15 protein-coding genes and 1 pseudogene are annotated in these 18,886 nt (G+C 60.2%); 7 read left to right on the forward strand and 9 right to left on the reverse strand.

Translation table 11 applies throughout. The features are described from left to right. Positions 1-152: 152 nt before the first annotated feature. Positions 153-1,142 (reverse strand): D-alanine--D-alanine ligase, encoded by a 990-nt coding sequence (locus tag ACTG2O_RS16450; RefSeq protein WP_019445551.1) that lies wholly within the window; start codon positions 1,140-1,142, stop codon positions 153-155. 204 nt (positions 1,143-1,346) lie between these two features. Next, a complete protein-coding gene (locus ACTG2O_RS16455; protein ID WP_019445550.1) occupies positions 1,347-1,955 on the reverse strand; it encodes a 2OG-Fe(II) oxygenase in 609 nt (202 codons plus the stop codon). Between the two features lie 349 nt (positions 1,956-2,304). Between ACTG2O_RS16455 and ACTG2O_RS16460 the strand changes: the two are divergent. Beyond that, positions 2,305-2,781, forward strand: a pseudogene (locus tag ACTG2O_RS16460) (glutathione peroxidase). Between the two features lie 182 nt (positions 2,782-2,963). Further along, a complete protein-coding gene (locus tag ACTG2O_RS16465; RefSeq protein WP_005337040.1) occupies positions 2,964-4,367 on the forward strand; it encodes a DEAD/DEAH box helicase in 1,404 nt (467 codons plus the stop codon). A gap of 111 nt (positions 4,368-4,478) precedes the next feature. Here ACTG2O_RS16465 and hutW read toward each other — a convergent pair whose 3' ends face one another. Next, the gene (gene hutW, locus ACTG2O_RS16470; RefSeq protein ID WP_439976354.1) at positions 4,479-5,840 is read right to left on the reverse strand and encodes a heme anaerobic degradation radical SAM methyltransferase ChuW/HutW; all 1,362 of its coding nucleotides are present in this window, start codon (positions 5,838-5,840) and stop codon (positions 4,479-4,481) included. 257 nt (positions 5,841-6,097) lie between these two features. Between hutW and ACTG2O_RS16475 the strand changes: the two genes are divergently transcribed. Next, positions 6,098-7,693 (forward strand): methyl-accepting chemotaxis protein, encoded by a 1,596-nt coding sequence (locus ACTG2O_RS16475; protein WP_019445547.1) that lies wholly within the window; start codon positions 6,098-6,100, stop codon positions 7,691-7,693. Positions 7,694-7,819: 126 nt separating this feature from the next. Here ACTG2O_RS16475 and aroG read toward each other — a convergent pair whose 3' ends face one another. The 5 genes from aroG to ACTG2O_RS16500 form a co-directional block, all read right to left on the reverse strand. Further along, on the reverse strand, positions 7,820-8,875 hold the full coding sequence (aroG, locus tag ACTG2O_RS16480) for a 3-deoxy-7-phosphoheptulonate synthase AroG (protein WP_019445546.1): 1,056 nt from the start codon (positions 8,873-8,875) through the stop codon (positions 7,820-7,822). Between the two features lie 220 nt (positions 8,876-9,095). Continuing rightward, positions 9,096-10,379, reverse strand: coding sequence for a 3-phosphoshikimate 1-carboxyvinyltransferase (gene aroA / locus ACTG2O_RS16485; protein ID WP_439976355.1), 1,284 nt, complete (start codon positions 10,377-10,379; stop codon positions 9,096-9,098). Positions 10,380-10,605: 226 nt separating this feature from the next. After that, positions 10,606-11,694 carry a 3-phosphoserine/phosphohydroxythreonine transaminase gene (gene serC / locus ACTG2O_RS16490; protein WP_120414429.1) on the reverse strand — a complete coding sequence of 363 codons (1,089 nt, stop codon included), beginning with the start codon at positions 11,692-11,694 and terminating at the stop codon, positions 10,606-10,608. A gap of 225 nt (positions 11,695-11,919) precedes the next feature. Next, positions 11,920-12,846: an electron transfer flavoprotein subunit alpha/FixB family protein gene (locus ACTG2O_RS16495; protein ID WP_439976356.1), complete on the reverse strand. Its 927-nt coding sequence runs from the start codon at positions 12,844-12,846 to the stop codon at positions 11,920-11,922. After that, on the reverse strand, positions 12,843-13,610 hold the full coding sequence (locus ACTG2O_RS16500) for an electron transfer flavoprotein subunit beta/FixA family protein (RefSeq protein ID WP_421235893.1): 768 nt from the start codon (positions 13,608-13,610) through the stop codon (positions 12,843-12,845). Before ACTG2O_RS16500 ends, ACTG2O_RS16495 begins: the two co-directional genes overlap by 4 nt. A gap of 169 nt (positions 13,611-13,779) precedes the next feature. Between ACTG2O_RS16500 and ACTG2O_RS16505 the strand changes: the two genes are divergently transcribed. The 3 genes from ACTG2O_RS16505 to ACTG2O_RS16515 all read left to right on the forward strand — a co-directional run bounded on the left by ACTG2O_RS16505 (position 13,780) and on the right by ACTG2O_RS16515 (position 17,283). Further along, on the forward strand, positions 13,780-15,432 hold the full coding sequence (locus tag ACTG2O_RS16505) for an electron transfer flavoprotein-ubiquinone oxidoreductase (RefSeq protein WP_064336262.1): 1,653 nt from the start codon (positions 13,780-13,782) through the stop codon (positions 15,430-15,432). 293 nt (positions 15,433-15,725) lie between these two features. After that, positions 15,726-16,673, forward strand: a complete 948-nt coding sequence (gene corA, locus ACTG2O_RS16510; RefSeq protein ID WP_005337059.1) for a magnesium/cobalt transporter CorA — start codon at positions 15,726-15,728, stop codon at positions 16,671-16,673. A gap of 148 nt (positions 16,674-16,821) precedes the next feature. Further along, positions 16,822-17,283, forward strand: coding sequence for a DUF2919 domain-containing protein (locus tag ACTG2O_RS16515; RefSeq protein WP_019445541.1), 462 nt, complete (start codon positions 16,822-16,824; stop codon positions 17,281-17,283). Positions 17,284-17,295: 12 nt separating this feature from the next. On the opposite strand, the gene ACTG2O_RS16520 is transcribed toward ACTG2O_RS16515, so the two are convergent. Then, on the reverse strand, positions 17,296-18,015 hold the full coding sequence (locus tag ACTG2O_RS16520) for a hypothetical protein (protein ID WP_439976673.1): 720 nt from the start codon (positions 18,013-18,015) through the stop codon (positions 17,296-17,298). A 259-nt stretch (positions 18,016-18,274) separates the two neighbouring features. Here ACTG2O_RS16520 and ACTG2O_RS16525 point away from each other — a divergent pair, with 259 nt between their 5' ends. Then, entirely contained in the window at positions 18,275-18,826 is a 552-nt protein-coding gene (locus tag ACTG2O_RS16525; protein ID WP_439976357.1) for a lipoprotein, read from the forward strand. Positions 18,827-18,886 lie beyond the last annotated feature (60 nt).

The following is an 18,886-nucleotide window of genomic DNA, read 5'->3' on the forward strand; positions in this document are numbered from 1 at the left end:
CCCACAGGTAGCAACAGGCGGGGAAGAGTCATCCCCGCTTGTTTATCCCTTCAAGCTGGCCTGCCCCGCTTGATAAAGACATAAAAAATCCCCGCCAATTGGCGGGGATTTTTTATTGGGTTCTTCTTCATCCCGCGAGCGGGAGAGCACGCTTAGCTGGCCTTGCGCAGGATCTGCTCAAGGTAGTCGGCGAAGCGGTGACCGTGATGCTCCAGCAGTTTCGGGAACATGGAGATGGAGGTCATGCCCGGGAAGGTGTTGATTTCATTCAGCAAGATCTCCCCCTCCTCGGTCAGGAAGAAGTCGATGCGCGAGAGATGGGTCAGTTTCAGCTGACGGAACGCCTTGAGGGCATACTCGTGGATCGCATCGGCCTGCGCTTGGGTCAGCCCCTCGGCACGCAGTGCAGTCTCGGTATGGCTGGCACTGCTGTACTTCTCTTCATAGGTGTAGAACTTGTCCTGCGGCACGCAGATCTCGCCCGGATAAGTCGCCACCAGCTCGTCACCGTACTGGTAAACCGCTACTTCCAGCTCGCGCGGCTTGACCGCTTTCTCGATCAGTACCTGTTCGGAGTAACCGAAGGCATCGGCAATGCCTTTTATCAGATCCGCTTCGTTGCTGGCGGAGTAGCAGCCAACGGAAGAGCCCTGGGAGGCCGCCTTGATAAAGACCTTGCCCCACTTGGCCAGCGCGGCCTTCGCTTCGGCCAGCGCAGCGTCATTTTGTTCGGTCAGGAACAGGTATGGGGTGTTGGGAATGCCGATGGCGGAGAGCCACAGCTTGGTGCTGATCTTGTTGAAGCAGATCTTGCTCGCCTCGGCATCGCAACCGAGATAAGGCAATCCGGCCAGTTCGAGGAAGGATTGCAGATCGCCGGTCTCACCCGGGTAGCCGTGGATGCAGGGCACCACGTAATCCACCGGACGGGCCACGCTGTCAAACGAAAGCAGCTTGTCGAGCCCCAGCTTGCACTCGCGGCCATCGGCACTGAGCCAGCGATCGGCGAACATCTCGACGCGGGTCACTTCGACACCGGGCAGAAGGCCCAGTTGTTGCTCGAGGAAATTGGCGCTGCGCAGAGAAACCTCGTGCTCTGAGCCACCGCCGCCGCACAGCAGCAAGACATGCATGTTCTTCATTAGATGTGATCCCTTGGGAGAAGCGGCCTCGTCATGACCATTTGATAAGCCAACCACCATAAAAACCGGACGAAGCCAGATACGAACATAAGTGCGCGCCAGTGTAGCAAGGGAGATCAACCCTTGTCAGCTGATGGGAGACCCATGACCCCACTTCTTGCAGTGAAAAGTCTCCCCTGTGTCAAAATCGGGACACATTGCCCCTCAGCGCGGGGGATCGACCCTTCCCATGCCGTTGCCATTGACCCGAAACCAGCCGGCAATGCTGTAGCGCTCCTGATTGGCAGGCAGCACCTCGTGGGGAAACTCCTCGGAGAGAAACATGACCAGCCGCCCCCCCTTGGGGCTGACATCCATCAGAAACTGCTCCTTGTCGTCATACATGCGCAGCACTCCACCCGCTTCGGGCAGCCAGTCGTTGTTGAGGTAAAACACAGTGGTAAGACGGCGGTTGGAGCGACCGGCAAAGGCATCCCGATGGGTGGCGTAAAAATCCCCGCTGCGATAGCGGGCGAAGTGGGCCTCGTAGTCGAACAATCCCAGCATCAGCATCCGGTTGGCGGCAAGACGCAGGGACTCCATCCGGGCGAGGTAGTCGGCCACCGGCGCACCGAGGGAGGGCTCCAGCCAGTGGATCTGGTCACGGCGAATATCGGGATTGCCCTGGTGCAGGGCGTCACGGCCGATCCCGGCCGGTTGCCATTCGCCTGGCAAACAGGCTTTGAGGGCATCCACCTCGGCGGCGGTCAAAAAATCATCCACTATCACCCATCCCCGGGTGTAAATGGCATCCATGGCAGCTTGATAGTCCAAGATTGGCTCACAATGAGTGGAAAGAGGGCGCTTTGTAGCGACTTACCGGCAAAGTCACAAACCGGTTTGCTTATCTTGAGAAGTCCCAACATCAATACGCGAGTTGCTGCTCGCTTCCCCGCTTTTTATCGCCAGTTGTGATCCCGCTCCGCCAACAGGCGTATTGGCTGTCGAAACTGTGATGGCCCTTGCAATCGGTACGAGGAGGCGCCGCGGCCTCCTTGCGGTGCCAAGAGCCAGCCGATACCGTATCCGCATCGCCATGTTGCTGTTCATCCGGCGCTTGTCTCTGTCACCGACCGAACCACTCACGGCACAACCCGCGCATCCCCCACGAAAGGATCTTCATATGCCTCTGCCCGATCTCACTTTGCAACGACTGGATGGTACCCCCTACCCGCTGACTCAACTGGCGGGCAAGGTAGTGCTGGTGGTCAACGTGGCCAGTCGCTGCGGCTTTACTCCCCAATATGAAGGGCTGGAAACGCTCTATCGGTAGCTCGGCCCCAAGGGGCTGGTGATTTTGGGCTTCCCCTGCAACCAGTTCGGTCAGCAGGAGCCGGGGGATGCGGACGAGATCGCCCGCTTCTGCTCCCTCGACTATCCGGTCACCTTCCCCATCATGGCCAAGTGCGATGTCAACGGTGAGCATGCCCACCCCTTCTACCAGTGGCTCAAGCAACAGAAACCGGGCTTTCTTGGGCTGGAAAACGTCAAATGGAACTTCACCAAGTTCCTGATCGACCGCGATGGCAACGTGGTGGAGCGTTTCGCCCCCCAGGCCAAACCGGAGAGTCTGGCCGAGCAGATCCGCGAGATGCTCTGATGCTCCCGCACCGTTTTACGCCACTGCGTTGAACGATTGTATGGCGGCCGGTGCGACAGCTACTGCGCATCGGCCGGTCTTTTGCTATATTACGGCCCCGTTATCATTTCCATATCGTGGCTGGCCCCAACACGCTGGCTGCCCGTTGAGCCAAAGGCTCATCTCAGGAGTTTCTCTCGAACATGTCATTCAACGAACTGGGTCTGTCTCCGCATATTCTGCGGGCCGTCAAGGAGCTGGGTTACGAACAGCCAACCCCCATCCAGCAGCAAGCGATTCCGGCCATTCTGGCCGGTCAGGATGTGCTCGGCGGCGCTCAGACAGGCACAGGCAAAACGGCCGGTTTCACCCTGCCGATGTTGCAGCGTCTGCTGGCCAACCATGGTCGTGGCCGTCGTCAGGTGCGCGCACTGGTACTGACCCCGACCCGCGAACTGGCGGCACAGGTGGGCGAGAGCATCATCAAGTATGCCCACCACCTGCCGTTCAAGACTCTGATCGCCTATGGCGGTGTCAGTATCAAGCCCAATCTGGACGCCATCAAGCTGGGGGTGGACATTCTGGTCGCCACCCCGGGCCGTCTGCTGGATCTGCTGACCCAGGGCGCCCTGACCCTGAGCCAGCTGGAAGTGCTGGTGCTGGATGAAGCGGATCGCATGCTCGACATGGGCTTTATCGTCGACATCCGCCGCATCATGAAGGCGCTGCCTGCAGAGCGGCAAACCCTGCTCTTCTCTGCCACCTTCTCAAACGACATCAAGGCGCTGGCGGATGACCTGCTGAACGACCCCACCCTGATCGAGGTGGACCCCAGCAATACTGCCGCCGAGCAGGTGACCCAGCGCATCATTCAGGTAGATCGGGAACGCCGCCGCGAGCTGCTCTCCCACATGATTGGCCGTGGCAACTGGCAACGGGTGCTGGTGTTTGTTCGCACCAAGCAGATCGCCGACCGCCTCGCCCAGCAGATGCAAAAAGATGGTCTCAATACCGTGGCGATCCACGGTGACAAGAGCCAGGGTGCCCGCAACCGGGCGCTGGCCGATTTTCGCAGTGGCGAGGTGCGGGTGCTGGTAGCGACCGATATCGCCGCCCGCGGTCTGGACATCGATCAACTGCCCTACGTGATCAACTTTGAACTGCCCCAGATGGCGGAAGATTACATCCACCGTATCGGCCGTACCGGCCGCGCCGGTCGTGGCGGCGAGGCCATCTCGCTGGTCAGCCAGGACGAGCTGGGTCAGCTCAAGGCGATCGAAGCCCTGATCGGCCAATCCCTGTCCGTAGAGATCCTGGAAGGGTATGAGCCAAGCGGCAAGCCGAGTCGCCAGACTCTGCCCGGTAGCAAGCCGGTGCAAAACCCGCCTCGGGCCCGCGGCCATGCCAACGCCAAGAGCAGCAATGCCAAGGGCAAGCCAGCCGCAGGCAAGGGCAAAGCCAAGGGTGACGCCAGCAAAAATCCCGCCCAGTCTCCTCAAAACAAGTCCCGCAAGCGGGAAGTGGTGGGCGAGGATATCGGCTTTGCGCCGATGCGCCGTCTGCCCAAAGCAATGCGCGACAGCTATCAGGAGAGCAGCGACGAGTAAGCTCGCACGACGCTAACTGCCAAGCCGAAAGAGGGAGCCACTAAGGCTCCCTCTTTCGTTATGGATCGCACGGAGCCGTGCAAGTGTTCCGTGCAAATGCTCCGCTCGGGCTCAAACCAGCGAATGGCGCACCGCGGCGGTACCATGGCTGGGCGGCGCTGAACCATCGAGCGGATTGAGCTGCAAGAACTCGAACAAGCCAGCCTGCATATTGACGTTCCAGAAGCGGCCGGCGAGGGTGAGTTGCAACCGTGCGTTCTCGATCTCGGCCAGCCCGTGCTGCTGCCAGGCGGCAAAAAGCGGCATCAGATGGGTCAGCAAAGGCGCTGGCAGACGATCCAGCGCCAGCACGCCACTGTCGAGGGCGCCACGCAGCAGACCGTCCATCCTTGCATTGGGATTGCGTCCCATCACCATCCCGGGCGCCCGCTTGCCACTGGCCAACGCGTCATGCCAGGGGGCCAGATCCCGTCCATACATCAAGCCGTGGCCAAGAATGCTGCCCCCAGCACCGGCGCCAAAGGGGAGGATCTCCGCACCGCGCTTGGCCATCTGGTTATAACGACTCTGCTCGGCCGGGCTGCGCCGCCAGTGACTGCAAGAGAGACGCTCCCAGCCGTGAGCTTCCAGTTGCGCCCCGCCATAGGCATACATGGCCGCCCGCTGCTGGCCATCGGCGAGCCAATCCAGAGTGCCCTTCTCCTGCGCCCGCTCCAGATTTGTGCCCTGCATGGCGATGAGCTGGTAGAGATCGACCCCGTGTACACCACTCGCTATCACATCGCGGATATCCTGCTGCCACACGGCATCATCCTGACCGGGCAGACCAAAGATGAGATCCGCCACGATCACAGCCGCATCATCCCGGGTCAGATCACCCAGACGGGTCAGCAGCGTCTCCCTGTCATCGAAACGGGCCGCCTGCTGACGCACCCGGGTATCAAAGCTCTGCACCCCGAAGGAGAAGCGGTTAAAGCCCCCCGCCAGCGCCACCTGCCATTTCTCATCATCAAAGCCGTTGAGCCGCCCCTCCAGCGTCACCTCGGCATCGGCCGACAACGGAAAACGGCGGATCACGGCGGCCAGCATGGCCAGCTCGTCGGCGCTCATGTCGGTCGGCGTACCGCCCCCTACATAGACGGCTGAAAACGGCATGCTCTGCGCCAGCGGGGTGTCAGCCGCCTGCGCAAGAGAGGTACAGAGGGCGTTGACATAGCGGTTGATCCGCGCCGGATTGGCGCCATTTTCAAAGAAATTGCAGAAGCTGCAGCGCTTTCGGCAAAACGGAATATGGATGTAGAGGGCGCGCTCCTCCGCTTCACTCTCTCGCTGCCACCAGCTCTGCCAGCCAGCCTCATCCAGCGGGAAGGGGCCCATCCCTCCCCGACTGGCGTGAGCCGAGGTCTTGGCGCGAAAAGCAAACTTGAGGGGATCCGGCGTGGCAATACCGGTCATGGAAGTGGTCAGATTCATGATGGTCACTATTATCAGCAAATAATGACAATGATAACGATTATCGTTACTGGCAATTTGTTCTGGATCAACCCGAGGAGCAGCCCCCCCTCCTGAAAGCCATTTTGGCAACCTGCATTACCGATCTGCTTAACAGATTATTTACTCAAGAGTGGTTATCGTGTGCCGATAGAGAACCATCTCCCGCCGTTTCTTCGTCTACGATCAAGATGATACGGGATCACATAACAACACCAAGCGCATGGAACTTGCCCAAAATGCATAACCTCTCCTTGAACTGGAAAATATTCCTCCCTCTTGCGCTGGTCATCAGCACCACCTTTGGCCTCTGCTTCGAACTCTCCGCCTGGCTGCAACGGGATCTCGCCATCCGGCTGGCAGAGGAGAAAGTTGAGAGCATGGCCAACACCTATATGGATCAGGTGAACGTGCTGATGATGACCGGTGGCATGGCCAACCGGCAGATAGTGCAGACCAAACTCAAGAGTGAAGCGGGCATCGTTGAGGCCCGTCTGGTGCGCGCGCCGGCCGTCAGCAACCTGTTTGGCCCGGGTCATCCGGATCAGAAAGCGCAGGATCCCCTCGATGAGCGTGCCATCAATCAGGGTGAAGCCATTCTGGAGCAGCAGGGCAACCTGCTCACCTTGATCAAACCGTTCAAAGCCTACAAGGAGTATCGCGGTACCCAGTGCCTCACCTGTCACCAGGTCAATGAGGGGACCGTGATGGGGGCGGTGCGGATCAGTTATGACCTCAGCCACACCTTCGGCGAGATCCGCCACAACAACCTGATCCTGAGCGGCAGCCTGGCCGCCGTCTTCAGCCTCGGCTTCGGCTTGCTCTGGTGGGTATTGCAACGCTACGTGAAACACCCACTGCGCCAGCTGCAGCTCACCATGATCCGGATGGCCAAAGAGCGCGACCTCGCCCTCCCCCTGGTCAATCACAGCCGGGATGAACTGGGCCAGATGACCCGCGCCGTCAATGACATGGTGCAGGGATTCCGCCACAGCCTGCAGGAGGTGGAAGGGGCGACCCACCAGCTCTATCAGGAGTCGAACCAGATCCGTCAGGTCGCGACCCAGACCGAAAACTCGGCCCGCCAGCAAGAGGGGATGACCACCCAGGTTGCCGCCGCCGTCAGCGAGCTGGCCGCCAGCTCTCATGAAGTGCGCGAACATGCCCGCCACAGCGCCGAGCTCTCCGCCCTCACCAATCAGGATGCCGCCGACACCAGCCGCCTCGCCCAGCACTCCATCACCGATATGGGCGAGATGTCGGCAGAGATCGATCGGGTGGATCAGGTGATCCAGCAACTCGACAGCCGCTGTCTTGCGGTTGACGGTGTGCTCGAGGTGATCAAGGGGATTGCCGATCAGACCAACCTGCTGGCCCTCAACGCTGCGATTGAAGCGGCGCGGGCAGGTGAGCAAGGCCGTGGCTTTGCGGTGGTGGCCGATGAAGTGCGGGCCCTCTCCAACCGCAGCCGCGCCGCCAGCGAAGAGATCTCCCAGATGATCGCCGCCCTGCAAAATGAGGCCCAGAGCGCAGTTACGGTGATCGGGGATGCAAAAAGCAAAGCCGATGAGAGCATCAGCAAGACCGAAGCGACCCTGGCAGCCATGCAGAACATCATCGAGCGCATCGCCCGCATCAACGACCTCAACGCCCAGATGGCGCAGTCGGCCGAAGAGCAGGACAGGGTCTGCCATGAGGTTGACAGCTCGGTAAGCGATATTCGCAACACCTCCAACGACACCCTGGGTCAGGCGCACGCCGCCAATCTCGCCAGCATTCAGCTGGTAGAGCAGTGCCAGAAACTGGAGGCTCTGCTGAAAACCTACCGTTGGTAATCCACTTCACCAACGAAAAAGCGCGACCCGAGGGTCGCGCTTTTGCTTTATGGATTCGACTTGCCCGAACGGCATCGTTGTTGTTCCAGCGGCGCGTTGACGATTAACAGCGCCACCAGGATAGCTTTAACGGGCGTTACGGGTTGCGACGGCATCCGCTAGGTTGCGCAGCAGCACTTCGGTATCAGCCCAACCGATGCAGGCATCGGTGATGCTCTGGCCGACCGTGAGTTCACACCCTTCCACCAGATCCTGACGGCCTTCTACCAGATGGCTCTCCACCATCACACCAAACACCGCCTTGCTGCCGGCACGCAACTGACCTGCTACGTCTTCGGCCACTACCATCTGGTTCTTGAACTGTTTGCTGCTGTTGGCGTGACTGAAGTCGATCATCACCTTCTGCGGCAGACCGGCCTTCTCCAGCCCCTTCACAACTTCGCTGACATGGGCCGCGCTGTAGTTCGGCTCACGACCACCACGCAGAATGATGTGACAGTCCGGGTTGCCGCGGGTCGCCACAATGGCGGAGTGACCATATTTGGTGACCGACAAGAAGTGGTGCGGCGCACTGGCGGCACCAATGGCATCGATGGCGACCTTGATGGTACCGTCAGTGCCGTTCTTGAAGCCCACCGGACAGGAGAGACCGGAGGCCAGCTCGCGGTGTACCTGGGATTCAGTGGTACGGGCGCCGATCGCGCCCCAGCTCATCAGATCCGCCACATATTGCGGGGTGATCATGTCGAGGAACTCGGAGGCAGTTGGCAGCCCCATGTCGTTGAGATCCAGCAACAGCTTGCGACCAATGCGCAGACCATCGTTGATCTTGCAGCTATTGTCGAGGTACGGATCGTTGATCAGCCCCTTCCAACCCACTGTGGTACGCGGTTTTTCGAAGTAGACCCGCATCACGATCTCCAGCTCATCTTTCAGCTCGTCGCGCAGCGCCTTGAGGCGCTTGCCGTACTCCAGCGCGGCGACCGGATCATGGATGGAGCAAGGACCAATCACCACCAGCAGACGATCATCTTCGCCGGCCAGGATATTGTGAATGGCCTGACGGGATTCAAAAACGGTGGACGAGGCAACCTCGGTAGCCGGAAACTTCTCAAGCACCGCAACCGGGGGTAATAACTCTTTGATTTCACTGATACGAACGTCGTCGGTTTGATGCTGCATGACAAGGCTTCCTGCTAGATGACTGCGATTAGGAAATCTCAACATAGCCCGCGACAGGGCATGTGTAAATAGGAAATTACAGCAATCACAAAACTATTTTATATATCAATCTTGCAAGTTATTGAAATGATGCTAAGCAAAATGGAAGTGCGGATGAGGAAGGCAAAAAGGCCCGCTCAGCGCGGGCCCGAAGCGTCGGTGATGACGGTTTTTTCAGTGATCAGCCACGCTGGCTGATACTGGCCAGCTTGTCGAAGTAATCCGGGAAGGTCTTCGAGGTGCACTTGGGATCATTGATGGTGACCGGTGTATCCGACAGCGCCACCAGCGAGAAGCACATGGCGATACGGTGATCGTTGTAGGTATCGATCTCGGCATGCTTGAGCTGGGTCGGCGGGGTCACGGTGATGAAGTCATGCCCCTCCTCGACTTCGACGCCCAGCTTGCGCAGCTCGGTCGCCATGGCGTGCAGACGATCGGTCTCCTTCACCCGCCAGTTGTAGATATTGCGAATGGAGGTCGGCCCCTCGGCAAACAGCGCGGCAACCGCGATGGTCATGGCCGCATCGGGAATATGGTTCATGTCCATATCCACTCCGTGCAGCGGCGCCTGCTCCGCCTCGATGAAATCATCACCCCAGGTGATGCGCGCGCCCATCTTCTCCAGCACGTCGGCGAAGTGGATATCACCCTGAATGCTGTGCTTACCGATACCGGTGACCCGCACCTTGCCCTTGATGGCGCCCGCTGCGAGGAAGTAGGAGGCGCTGGAGGCATCCCCTTCCACCAGAAAATCACCCGGGCTGATGTAGGTCTGGTTGCCCTTGATGTAGAACAGCTTGTAGTTGTCGTGCTCGATGACCACCCCGAACTGCTTCATGATGTGCAGAGTGATGTCGATGTAAGGCTTGGAGACCAGCTCCCCCTTGATGTGGATCCGGGTATCACCGGCCGCCATCGGCGCTGCCATCAAAAACGCGGTCAGGAACTGGCTGGAGACGGAGCCATCGACGTGCACATCGCCGCCCCACAGCCCCTTGGCATCCACCACCAGCGGCGGATAACCATCGTGTTTGAGGTACTGGATATGGGCACCCGCTTCACGCAGGGCATCCACCAGATGGCCGATGGGACGCTCTTCCATGCGCGGCTCGCCGCCCAGGGTATATTCACCTGAGCCGAGGCACAGGGCGGCGCAGAGCGGTCGCATGGCGGTACCGGCGTTGCCGAGGAACAGATTGACCGGCTCTTTCACCGCAAAGCTGCGGCCCAGACCCTGAACGATACACTCGGTCTTGTCGGCGGAGAGCTTGTACTTGACCCCTAGCTGGGTCAGCGCAGCCAGCATATGACGAATGTCATCGCTGTCGAGCAGGTTGGTCAGACGGGTGGTGCCACGAGCCAGCGCCGCCAGCAGCAGCGCACGGTTAGAGACACTCTTGGAGCCGGGCAGATTGACCTCTCCGGCCACACGAGAAATGGGTTCCAAACGCAACGAATTCATAGACTTCCTGTGCTATCTCAAAAATAAACGCCTGTCCGGACGTTAACAGCCTGCGTCCCGCTCGGCAAGGGCACTTTCAGGGGAAATCGCACGGCAAACGCCAGCGCGCTGGTTCTGTTGAAAAAAAGACGCCGGGGTATCCCCGGCGTCTTGAATCACTGCAATAGCTGGAAGCGGCTCACGAGTTGTCACGAGAGGCCACCAGCAAACAGGTGGAGCTTTCTTCTCAGCCGTTGCGCTTGGCAAAGCCATCCATAAAGCTCACCAGGGCCTTCACCCCCTCCAGCGGCATGGCGTTGTAGATGCTGGCGCGCATGCCACCGACAATGCGGTGTCCTTTGAGGGCCAGCAGGCCAGCCGCTTCCGATTCTGCCAGGAACTGCTTGTCCAGCTCGGCATTTTTCAACTGGAACGGGATGTTCATCCGCGAACGGCAGCTGACATCCACCTGATTGCCGTAGAAGCTCGACTGATCGAGATAGTCATAGAGGAAGTCGGCTTTCTCCTTGTTGCGCGCTTCCATCGCCTCGAGGCCACCCTGTTCTTTCAGCCACTCGAACACCAGACCGGCCAGATACCAAGCGTAGGTGGGCGGCGTGTTGAACATGGAGTCGTTCTTGGCGGTGAGCTTGTAGTCGAAAATCGAGGGGACATCGGCTCTGGCCTGATCCAGCAGATCATCGCGCACGATGGCGATGGCGAGCCCGGACGGGCCGATATTCTTCTGGGCACCGGCATAGATGATGCCAAAGCGGCTCACGTCGAGAGGACGGGAGAGAATGGTGGAGGAGAGATCTGCTACCAGCGGCACCTCGCCGGTGGCCGGGATGTCGAACATCTCGATGCCGTCAATGGTTTCGTTCGGGCAGTAGTGAACATAGGCCGCATCGGCGCGAAACGCCGGGGTCGGCAGCAGGTGGGAGATCCCCTGCTCGTTCTTGGCAACCCCCTGGAAGGTCTGGATATCGCCATACTTTTTGGCTTCATCCACCGCGCTCTGGGACCAGACGCCGGTCAGCAGGAAGTCCGCCTTCTTGTTGGCCCCGCCCAGCAGGTTCATGGGCACGGCGGAGAACTGACCGCGGCCGCCACCGTGCATGAAGAGCACCTTGTAGTTGTCCGGCACCGCCAGCAGCTCGCGCAGATCCGCTTCAGCCTTCTCGGCCACCGCCATGTAGGGCTTGCCGCGATGGGAAAGCTCCATGACCGAGGCTCCCAGCCCCTGAAAATTACAAAATTCGCGCTGGGCGCGCTCCATGACTTCAACCGGCAGCATGGCGGGGCCGGCGCAGAAGTTGTAAATCTGTTTGCTCATGACGCTTTCCGTGAGTGGATGAGAGTAATCGATGACTTGTCAGGTTTTACACAAGAGCAGCCAACGGATCAAAGGCTTTTTGGGAGCTGGCTCAACCTTTTACCGTCACTCTGCGTCCCCCTTGCAGTAGAAAAAGCCCTGAACGGGTCAGGGCTTGCAGGGAACATGCACAGAAATGGCGGGCAGAGCGCATAAACCACCTCAGCTCAGCCATTTCTGACAAATTTACAGTTTGGCGGTGAGCTCCGGCAGCAGAGTGAAGAGATCCCCCACCAGTCCGTAGTCCGCTATTTGAAAGATGGGGGCGTCGCTGTCCTTGTTGATGGCCACGATAACCTTCGACTCCTTCATCCCCGCCAGATGCTGGATGGCCCCCGAGATACCGACCGCGATATAGAGCTCCGGCGCCACCACCTTGCCGGTCTGCCCCACTTGCAGATCGTTGGCGACATATCCTGCATCAACGGCGGCTCGCGATGCCCCCACAGCACCGCCCAGCTTGTCGGCCAGCGCCTCAATCAGCGCAAACTGAGCCTTGGAGCCCAGAGCCCGGCCACCGGAGACAACTACCCGGGCGGCGGTCAGTTCGGGCCTGCTGGAGCGCACCGCTCGGCGCTCGACCAGCCGGATACGGCCTGCGAATTCGGGCACGGCCAAGTGCTCGATGAGAGCCTGTCCGCCCGTCGCCGCCTTGGCAAACGCGGTGGCCCGCACCGTCATCACCTTGACGGGCGCCGAGCTTGCCACCCTGGCAATGGCATTGCCCGCATAGATGGGGCGCAGGAAGGTGTCGCTGCTCTCGATAGCCGTCACCTCGGAGAGCATCTCCACCCCGAGCCGAGCCGCCACCTGTGGCAGCAGCGCCTTGCCCATGGCACTCGCCGCCATCAGGCAGTGGCTGTAACCTTCGCACCAGCTGGCCAGCAGCTTGTCCACCCCATCCAGCAGCCCGTCGGCTAGCAGGGGATGTTCGGCAAGCAGAACCTTGTCGACACCGCCAATGGCAGCCGCCTGCTCACCCGCCTCGGTCAGCCCCTGCCCCAGCAACAGCAGGTCAACCTGACCGCCGATGGATCCGGCTGCGGTCACCAGTTGTGCCACGTTGTCGGCCAGATGGCCTTGATGATGTTCGGCAATGATCAGCACGCTCATGGCAGCACCTTCGCTTCGTGTTTGAGTTTGTCCACCAGCTCGTCCACCGAGCCCACCTTGATCCCGGCGCTGCGGGCTGGCGGCGCCATCACCCCGAGCAAACGGGTCTGGTTGGCCACCTCAACGGCGAGTGTCGAGAACGGAGCGCTATCAAGCGGCTTGCGCTTGGCCTTCATGATGTTGGGCAGCGAAGCAAAGCGCGGTTCATTCAAACGCAGATCGGCGCTCACCACCGCAGGCAACGGCATGCCCAGGGTCTCAAGGCCACCGTCGATTTCGCGAGTCACCAGCAGTTCTCCCGCTTCCACCTTGAGTGCTGACGCGCAGGTCGCCAGCGGCCAATCATTGAGGGCAGCCAGCATCTGGGCCACCTGATTGTTGTCTGAATCGATGGACTGCTTGCCGAGCAGCACCAGATCCGGCTGCTCCTGCTTACACACCTTGTGCAAGGCGCGGGCAACCGTCAGCGGGGCGAGCGTCTCATCGGTGACACTCTCACCGGTTATATAGTGCAGCGCCCGATCCGCCCCCAGCGCCAGCCCATGGCGCAGTTGCTCGGCGGCAGCGTCAGGGCCAAAGGTCACCACCACCAGTTCGCTGGCAACCCCGGCTTCCCGCAGCCTGACCCCCTCCTCCACCGCAATTTCACAAAAGGGGTTGATCCCCATCTTCACATTAGCCAGCTCCACGTCGGAGCCGTCTCCCTTCACCCGGATCTTGACGTTGTAGTCGACTACCCGTTTGATTGCGACCAGCAGCTTCATGGGGTCATGCCTCGTCTCTTTGGATTGAATTCATTAGTGTGCCTCTGCGTTTGTTGCAGTACGCTCTTCCCTGATTTTTTGCTTTTTCTTGCTCAGTTTTGCTTACAACAGCTTTACGTTTACGTAAACTACCAGCATTACCCTAGGCCAACCAGAGCGCAGAGGCAAGATGAAACGGGAAGCAATGGAATTTGATGTCGTCATCGTCGGCGGCGGTCCGGCGGGGCTCAGTGCAGCCATCGCCCTGAAACAGCAGGATGCCACTCTCTCTGTCTGTCTGCTGGAGAAGGGAGCGGAAATTGGCGCCCATCTGCTCTCCGGCGCCCTGTTTGATCCCGTCGCCTTGCAAGAGCTGCTGCCGGATGGCTGGCAGCAAGCGCCGCTCGGCGTGCCGGTCAGCGACGATCAGGTTCATCTGCTGCAAAGCGAGCAACGTTCCCTGCAACTCCCCGCCTGGGCGGTGCCGCCCCGGATGCACAATAATGAGGGCTGTCACATCATCAGCCTCGGCAATCTCTGCCGCTGGCTTGGCCAACAGGCGGAAAAACTGGGAGTCGAAATATACCCGGGATTTACCGCCAGCGAACTTATCATGGACGCGGGCCGGGTCAAGGGGGTTATCACCGGCGATCTGGGGCTGGATCGCGCGGGCAATCCAAAAGCTGATCATGTGCCCGGCATGGCGCTGCTCGGCCGCTACACCCTCTTTGCCGAGGGGGCCCGCGGTCATCTCGGCAAGCAGCTGATCGCCACATTCAATCTGGCAAGCCCTGCCCAGCCCCAGCACTATGCCATCGGCTTCAAGGAGCTATGGCAACTGCCAGCAGGTCGGGGCAAGGCGGGACAGGTGCTACACGGTAGTGGCTGGCCCCTTGGCAAGCAGGGGGGCGGCAATAGCCACGGCGGTTTCTATCTCTATCACATGGAGGGGGATCAGGTGGCAGTCGGGCTGATTGTCGATCTCAACTACCAGAATCCCTGGCTCAGCCCGTTCGACGAATTCCAGCGCCTCAAGCATCACCCGCTTATCGCCGGCGTGTTGCAAGATGGGGAGCGCATCAGCTATGGCGCCCGCGCCATCACCAAGGGGGGCTGGCACGCCCTGCCCCGTATGCACTTCCCGGGCGGCCTGCTGATCGGTTGTGATGCGGGCACTCTCGACTTTTCCCGCATCAAGGGGATCCACACCGCCATGAAGTCCGGCATGCTGGCGGCAAAAACCGTCGCGATGACGCTGCGGGGGGGCGATGAGGGTGGACGGGATCTGGCCCAGTATGGCGACGAGCTGCAACAGAGCTGGCTGGCCCGCGAGCTCAAGGCGGCGCGCAACTTCGGCGCGGCGCTTCACCGCTATGGTCCCTGGTTGGGCGGGGCCTTCAACTGGCTGGAGCAGCGGGGTGCCTCCTTCCCTCTGCTGGGCTCTATCACCCTGTTGGACAAGGAGCCTGACTACCGTCAGCTGCGCATGGCCAGCCGTTGTCAGCCCATCAGCTATCCCAAACCCGATGGCAAGCTGAGCTTTGACAAGCTCTCGTCTGTGTATCTGGCCAACACCAGTCACGACGAGGATCAACCTTGCCACCTCAAGCTGCAGGACGAGCGCATTCCGGTCGAGGTCAATCTGCCCACCTGGGCCGAACCCGCCCAACGCTACTGCCCGGCAGGGGTGTTTGAAGTGCTGGAAATGGAAGGCGCGGCCAAACTGCAAATCAACGCCGCCAACTGCATCCACTGCAAAACCTGCGATATCAAGGACCCCAGTCAAAACATTATCTGGACGCCACCACAGGGGGGCTCCGGGCCTAATTATCCGAATATGTGATGAAGCGGGGCAGCGGCAACAAGCAGCCCCAGCTAGCCCTCCCCCAACCAAAGGCTGGGTTCTACCCCGCATAGCCGCTCAGGTGATCCGACCTCGCTGTTTTTTTGAACAAACAAGCTGAATCCCTGATGAATAGCCCCTGACAAGCGCGGCCCGCCCCTGTATAGTTCGCCGCATTCAGGTTTTCCATCGGCCCGATCTGCTTATCCACGGGATCGCCTTCTGCAGCGATCTAAGGCCGCATGACCTGTGCAACCATCCCTGATTACCCATGACTTTTTAAGGGGGGACAGATGATCACCGCCTACATTCTCAACAACAAGGTGCTGGATATAGTCACGCTCGGGCCTGACGACATAGTACCTGACAACACGGTCTGGCTGGATGCCTACAAGCCGGACACGGCAGAGCGAGAATGGTTGACGGGCCTGTTCCTGGAAGAGGTCCCCGACAAGGAAGAGCTCGACGACATCGAAGCATCCGCCCGTTTTTACTGGGATACCGATGGTCTGCACATTCACTCCCTGTTTCCCCAGCGGATCGGTCGTGACACCAAGGGTGTCCACGTCTCCTTTACCCTGCGCAACAACCTGCTGATCAGCATTCGTGAAGATGACATCGGGCTGGTGCGCCTGCTGCGCCACTATATGCGCCAGGATCGGCTGGAGGTGGAGGATGCCCTCGACATCCTGCTGGAGGTGCAGAACCTCAAGGTGGAGTACCTCTCCGACCTTATCGAAGATGGTTACAAGACCTTGGAAAACACCGCCGATCAGATCTTCGAGCCGGATCAGATCAACCCCATGCTGAAAGAGTTGATGGCACAGGAAGAGGCCAACGGCCAGATCCGTCTCTCTCTGCACGATACCCGCCGCGCCTTGCGCTTCCTCAAGCGCAGCCTGCGCCAGCGCATGAGCCTTGAGCAGAACAAGTGGATTGACGAGATGCTGCACGACGTGGAATCCCTGTTGCCCCACACCCAGTTCCTGTTCGACAAGATCAACTTCCAGCTGGAGGCCTCCATGGGGGTGACCAATCTGGAGCAGAACAAGGTGATCAAGATCTTCTCGGTAGCCGCCGTGATCTTCCTGCCGCCGACCCTGATCGCCAGTATCTACGGCATGAACTTCGGCCGCATGCCGGAGCTCGCCTGGGAGTATGGTTATCCCATGTCACTGGTGCTGATGGTGATGTCATCGCTCGGCACCGGCCTCTTCTTCAAGCGCAAAGGCTGGCTGTAACGCCGCCAACGCGCGCTGCGATATCTGAAGAAACGGATTGGGGGGCATGGCCCCCCGATTAATTTGCGCCACACCCAACGCCTTGCAAAGGGCCCTTCGTCGCCCCATATCCCTTCCATCATTCAATTCAAGTGGATAACGGGCAACCATGACCCTCTACCCCGAACACCGATATGACGATCACGGCCAGTTGCGCCCGCCTCTCTGGTTCTGGCCCATCGCCCTGTTGCTGACCCGCTCGGTCTGGCTCTTTCTGATGGCGGGAGTGACCCGCGAGAGCGGCAGCGAAATCCTGACCCTCTTTTATCCGGACAAGATCACCCTCTACATCAGCCTGCTGACCGACGTGCCCGCCATGCTGGCGTTGCTCGCCTGCGGCGGCACCTATCAGCAGACCCAGAGCATTCGTGCCAGACTCCGGCGCCACAGCCCGCTGCTGCTGCTCTGCTCTGCCGTCAGCGGCCTGCTGATGCAATTGCACAGCCTCAATCTGCAGAAGTGGTCATTCAGCTGGCCCACCGCACTGGTGCTGGTCGCCAGCCTCTGGGCGCTCTGGTATCTGCTGCGCAGTCGCCAGTTGCGCGAATATGCTGCCGATGAGCCCCACTAACGGGGCTGATACCTATTGACGAGTGACCCGGATCTGCAGGGTCTGGCGCTCGCTCTGGCTGCCTCGCCCCCCCTGTAGCTGGGTGCCGAGGCTACTCCCCTGATCCGCTGAGCTGGTCGAGAGCTCCCCCACCGTCAGCCACTGGCCCGGGGCCCCGCTCACCTCGGTGGCACTCTGCCCACGATTGATGGTGCCCTGATCCAGCCTCGCCTGTTCGCTGCTCAGCGCAATCTGCACCCGATCCCCAATCAAGGTGGCCGTGGCATAGAGGCCGTTCACCAGCGGCATCATCCCCACCACGGCTCCCCCATTCCACTGATAGAAGGTGACCGGTTGATAGGAGCCCATCTGCAGCAGCACGGGACGACCCGACAGCCCGCGCACCTGCCAGCTGTCGTTCTGGCTGCGCTGGTACTGCCGGGCGTTGCCATCGAGCAGCCACTGCCGCTTTGCCTCGTCGCGACTGATTGAGCCCCCCAGTTGCTGACCGCTGGCGGCACCATCGACCCGCCACTCGATAAGCAGGCTTTGCGGTGGCTGGTTGATCTGCGCCAGCGTGGCTTCGGCCTCCTGCAGCTGGGCTGGCGTCCCGCTCAGCACCAGCTGATTCCCCATGGCACTCACCCCAAGCTGGGGATAGAGCTCCTTGAGGGTCTGCACCGCCGCCTGCGCCTCGAAGACCGGGATCACCTTCACCTCGGCCCACAGCGACGGGCTCCACAGTCCCATCATGCAGCCAAGCCACAGCAGCGCCCTGCGGCCAATCTTGCCCATCCGAACCATTGCGCTCTCCTCGTTCTCTGTGCGTAGACCCACACCCGCAGCCAACTGATCAGCCCTATTCCGCTCACCCGTCGATGATGAACCCGGCGGTTGCCAAAAAACAATCGGGAATGCAGCAAGTCCGTGATTTCCCACGGCATGAGGCTCTCATTCCACGCCCGTTATCGCGTAAGATAGCGCCATCATAGTTGCCCAAGCGGAATCCATCATGTTGAAACAGCTGTTGTTACTCCCCCTCGCCCTGCTGCTGGGGGCCTGCTCCCTGACCCAGTACAACGTCAGCGAGGCCGAAATCAACCAGTACCTCAAAGATCAGGTCTCTTTTGAAAAACAGCTGGGGATCCCCGGCATCATGTCGAGCAAGATCCGTCTGGATGAGATACAGAGCCGCATCGGCCGCAAACAAGCAGATCGCATCGAGCTGGACGCCGCTGGTGACCTGCAGGTGAGCAGTCCCCTTGGCAGCCAGCAGATGAAGATCCGCTTTGCCCTGAGTGCCCGTCCGGACTATGTGGCCGATCAGGGCGCCATCTATCTGCGCGACCTTGAGCTGGTCTCGGTCAAGACCGAGCCGGCCGATATCGGGGCTGCCCTCACCCCGCTGCTGCCCACCTTCAATCAGTCCCTTTCCCTGTTCCTGTCGCAGACGCCGGTCTACCGCCTCGACAGCAGCCGCAAGAACGAAGCCAGGATCAAGGAGAAGGTCGAAGCCCTCAAGGTAGAGCCGGGCCGTCTGGTCATCCCGTTCAAGCTGCTCTGATCCCCGCAGCGCTGGCACTTTCAGCGCGCTCAACAGATAACCGTCCTCTTCGACAGCGCA

The sequence above is a fragment of the Aeromonas sp. 61P genome, from assembly GCF_051919545.1.
GTDB lineage: Bacteria > Pseudomonadota > Gammaproteobacteria > Enterobacterales > Aeromonadaceae > Aeromonas > Aeromonas veronii.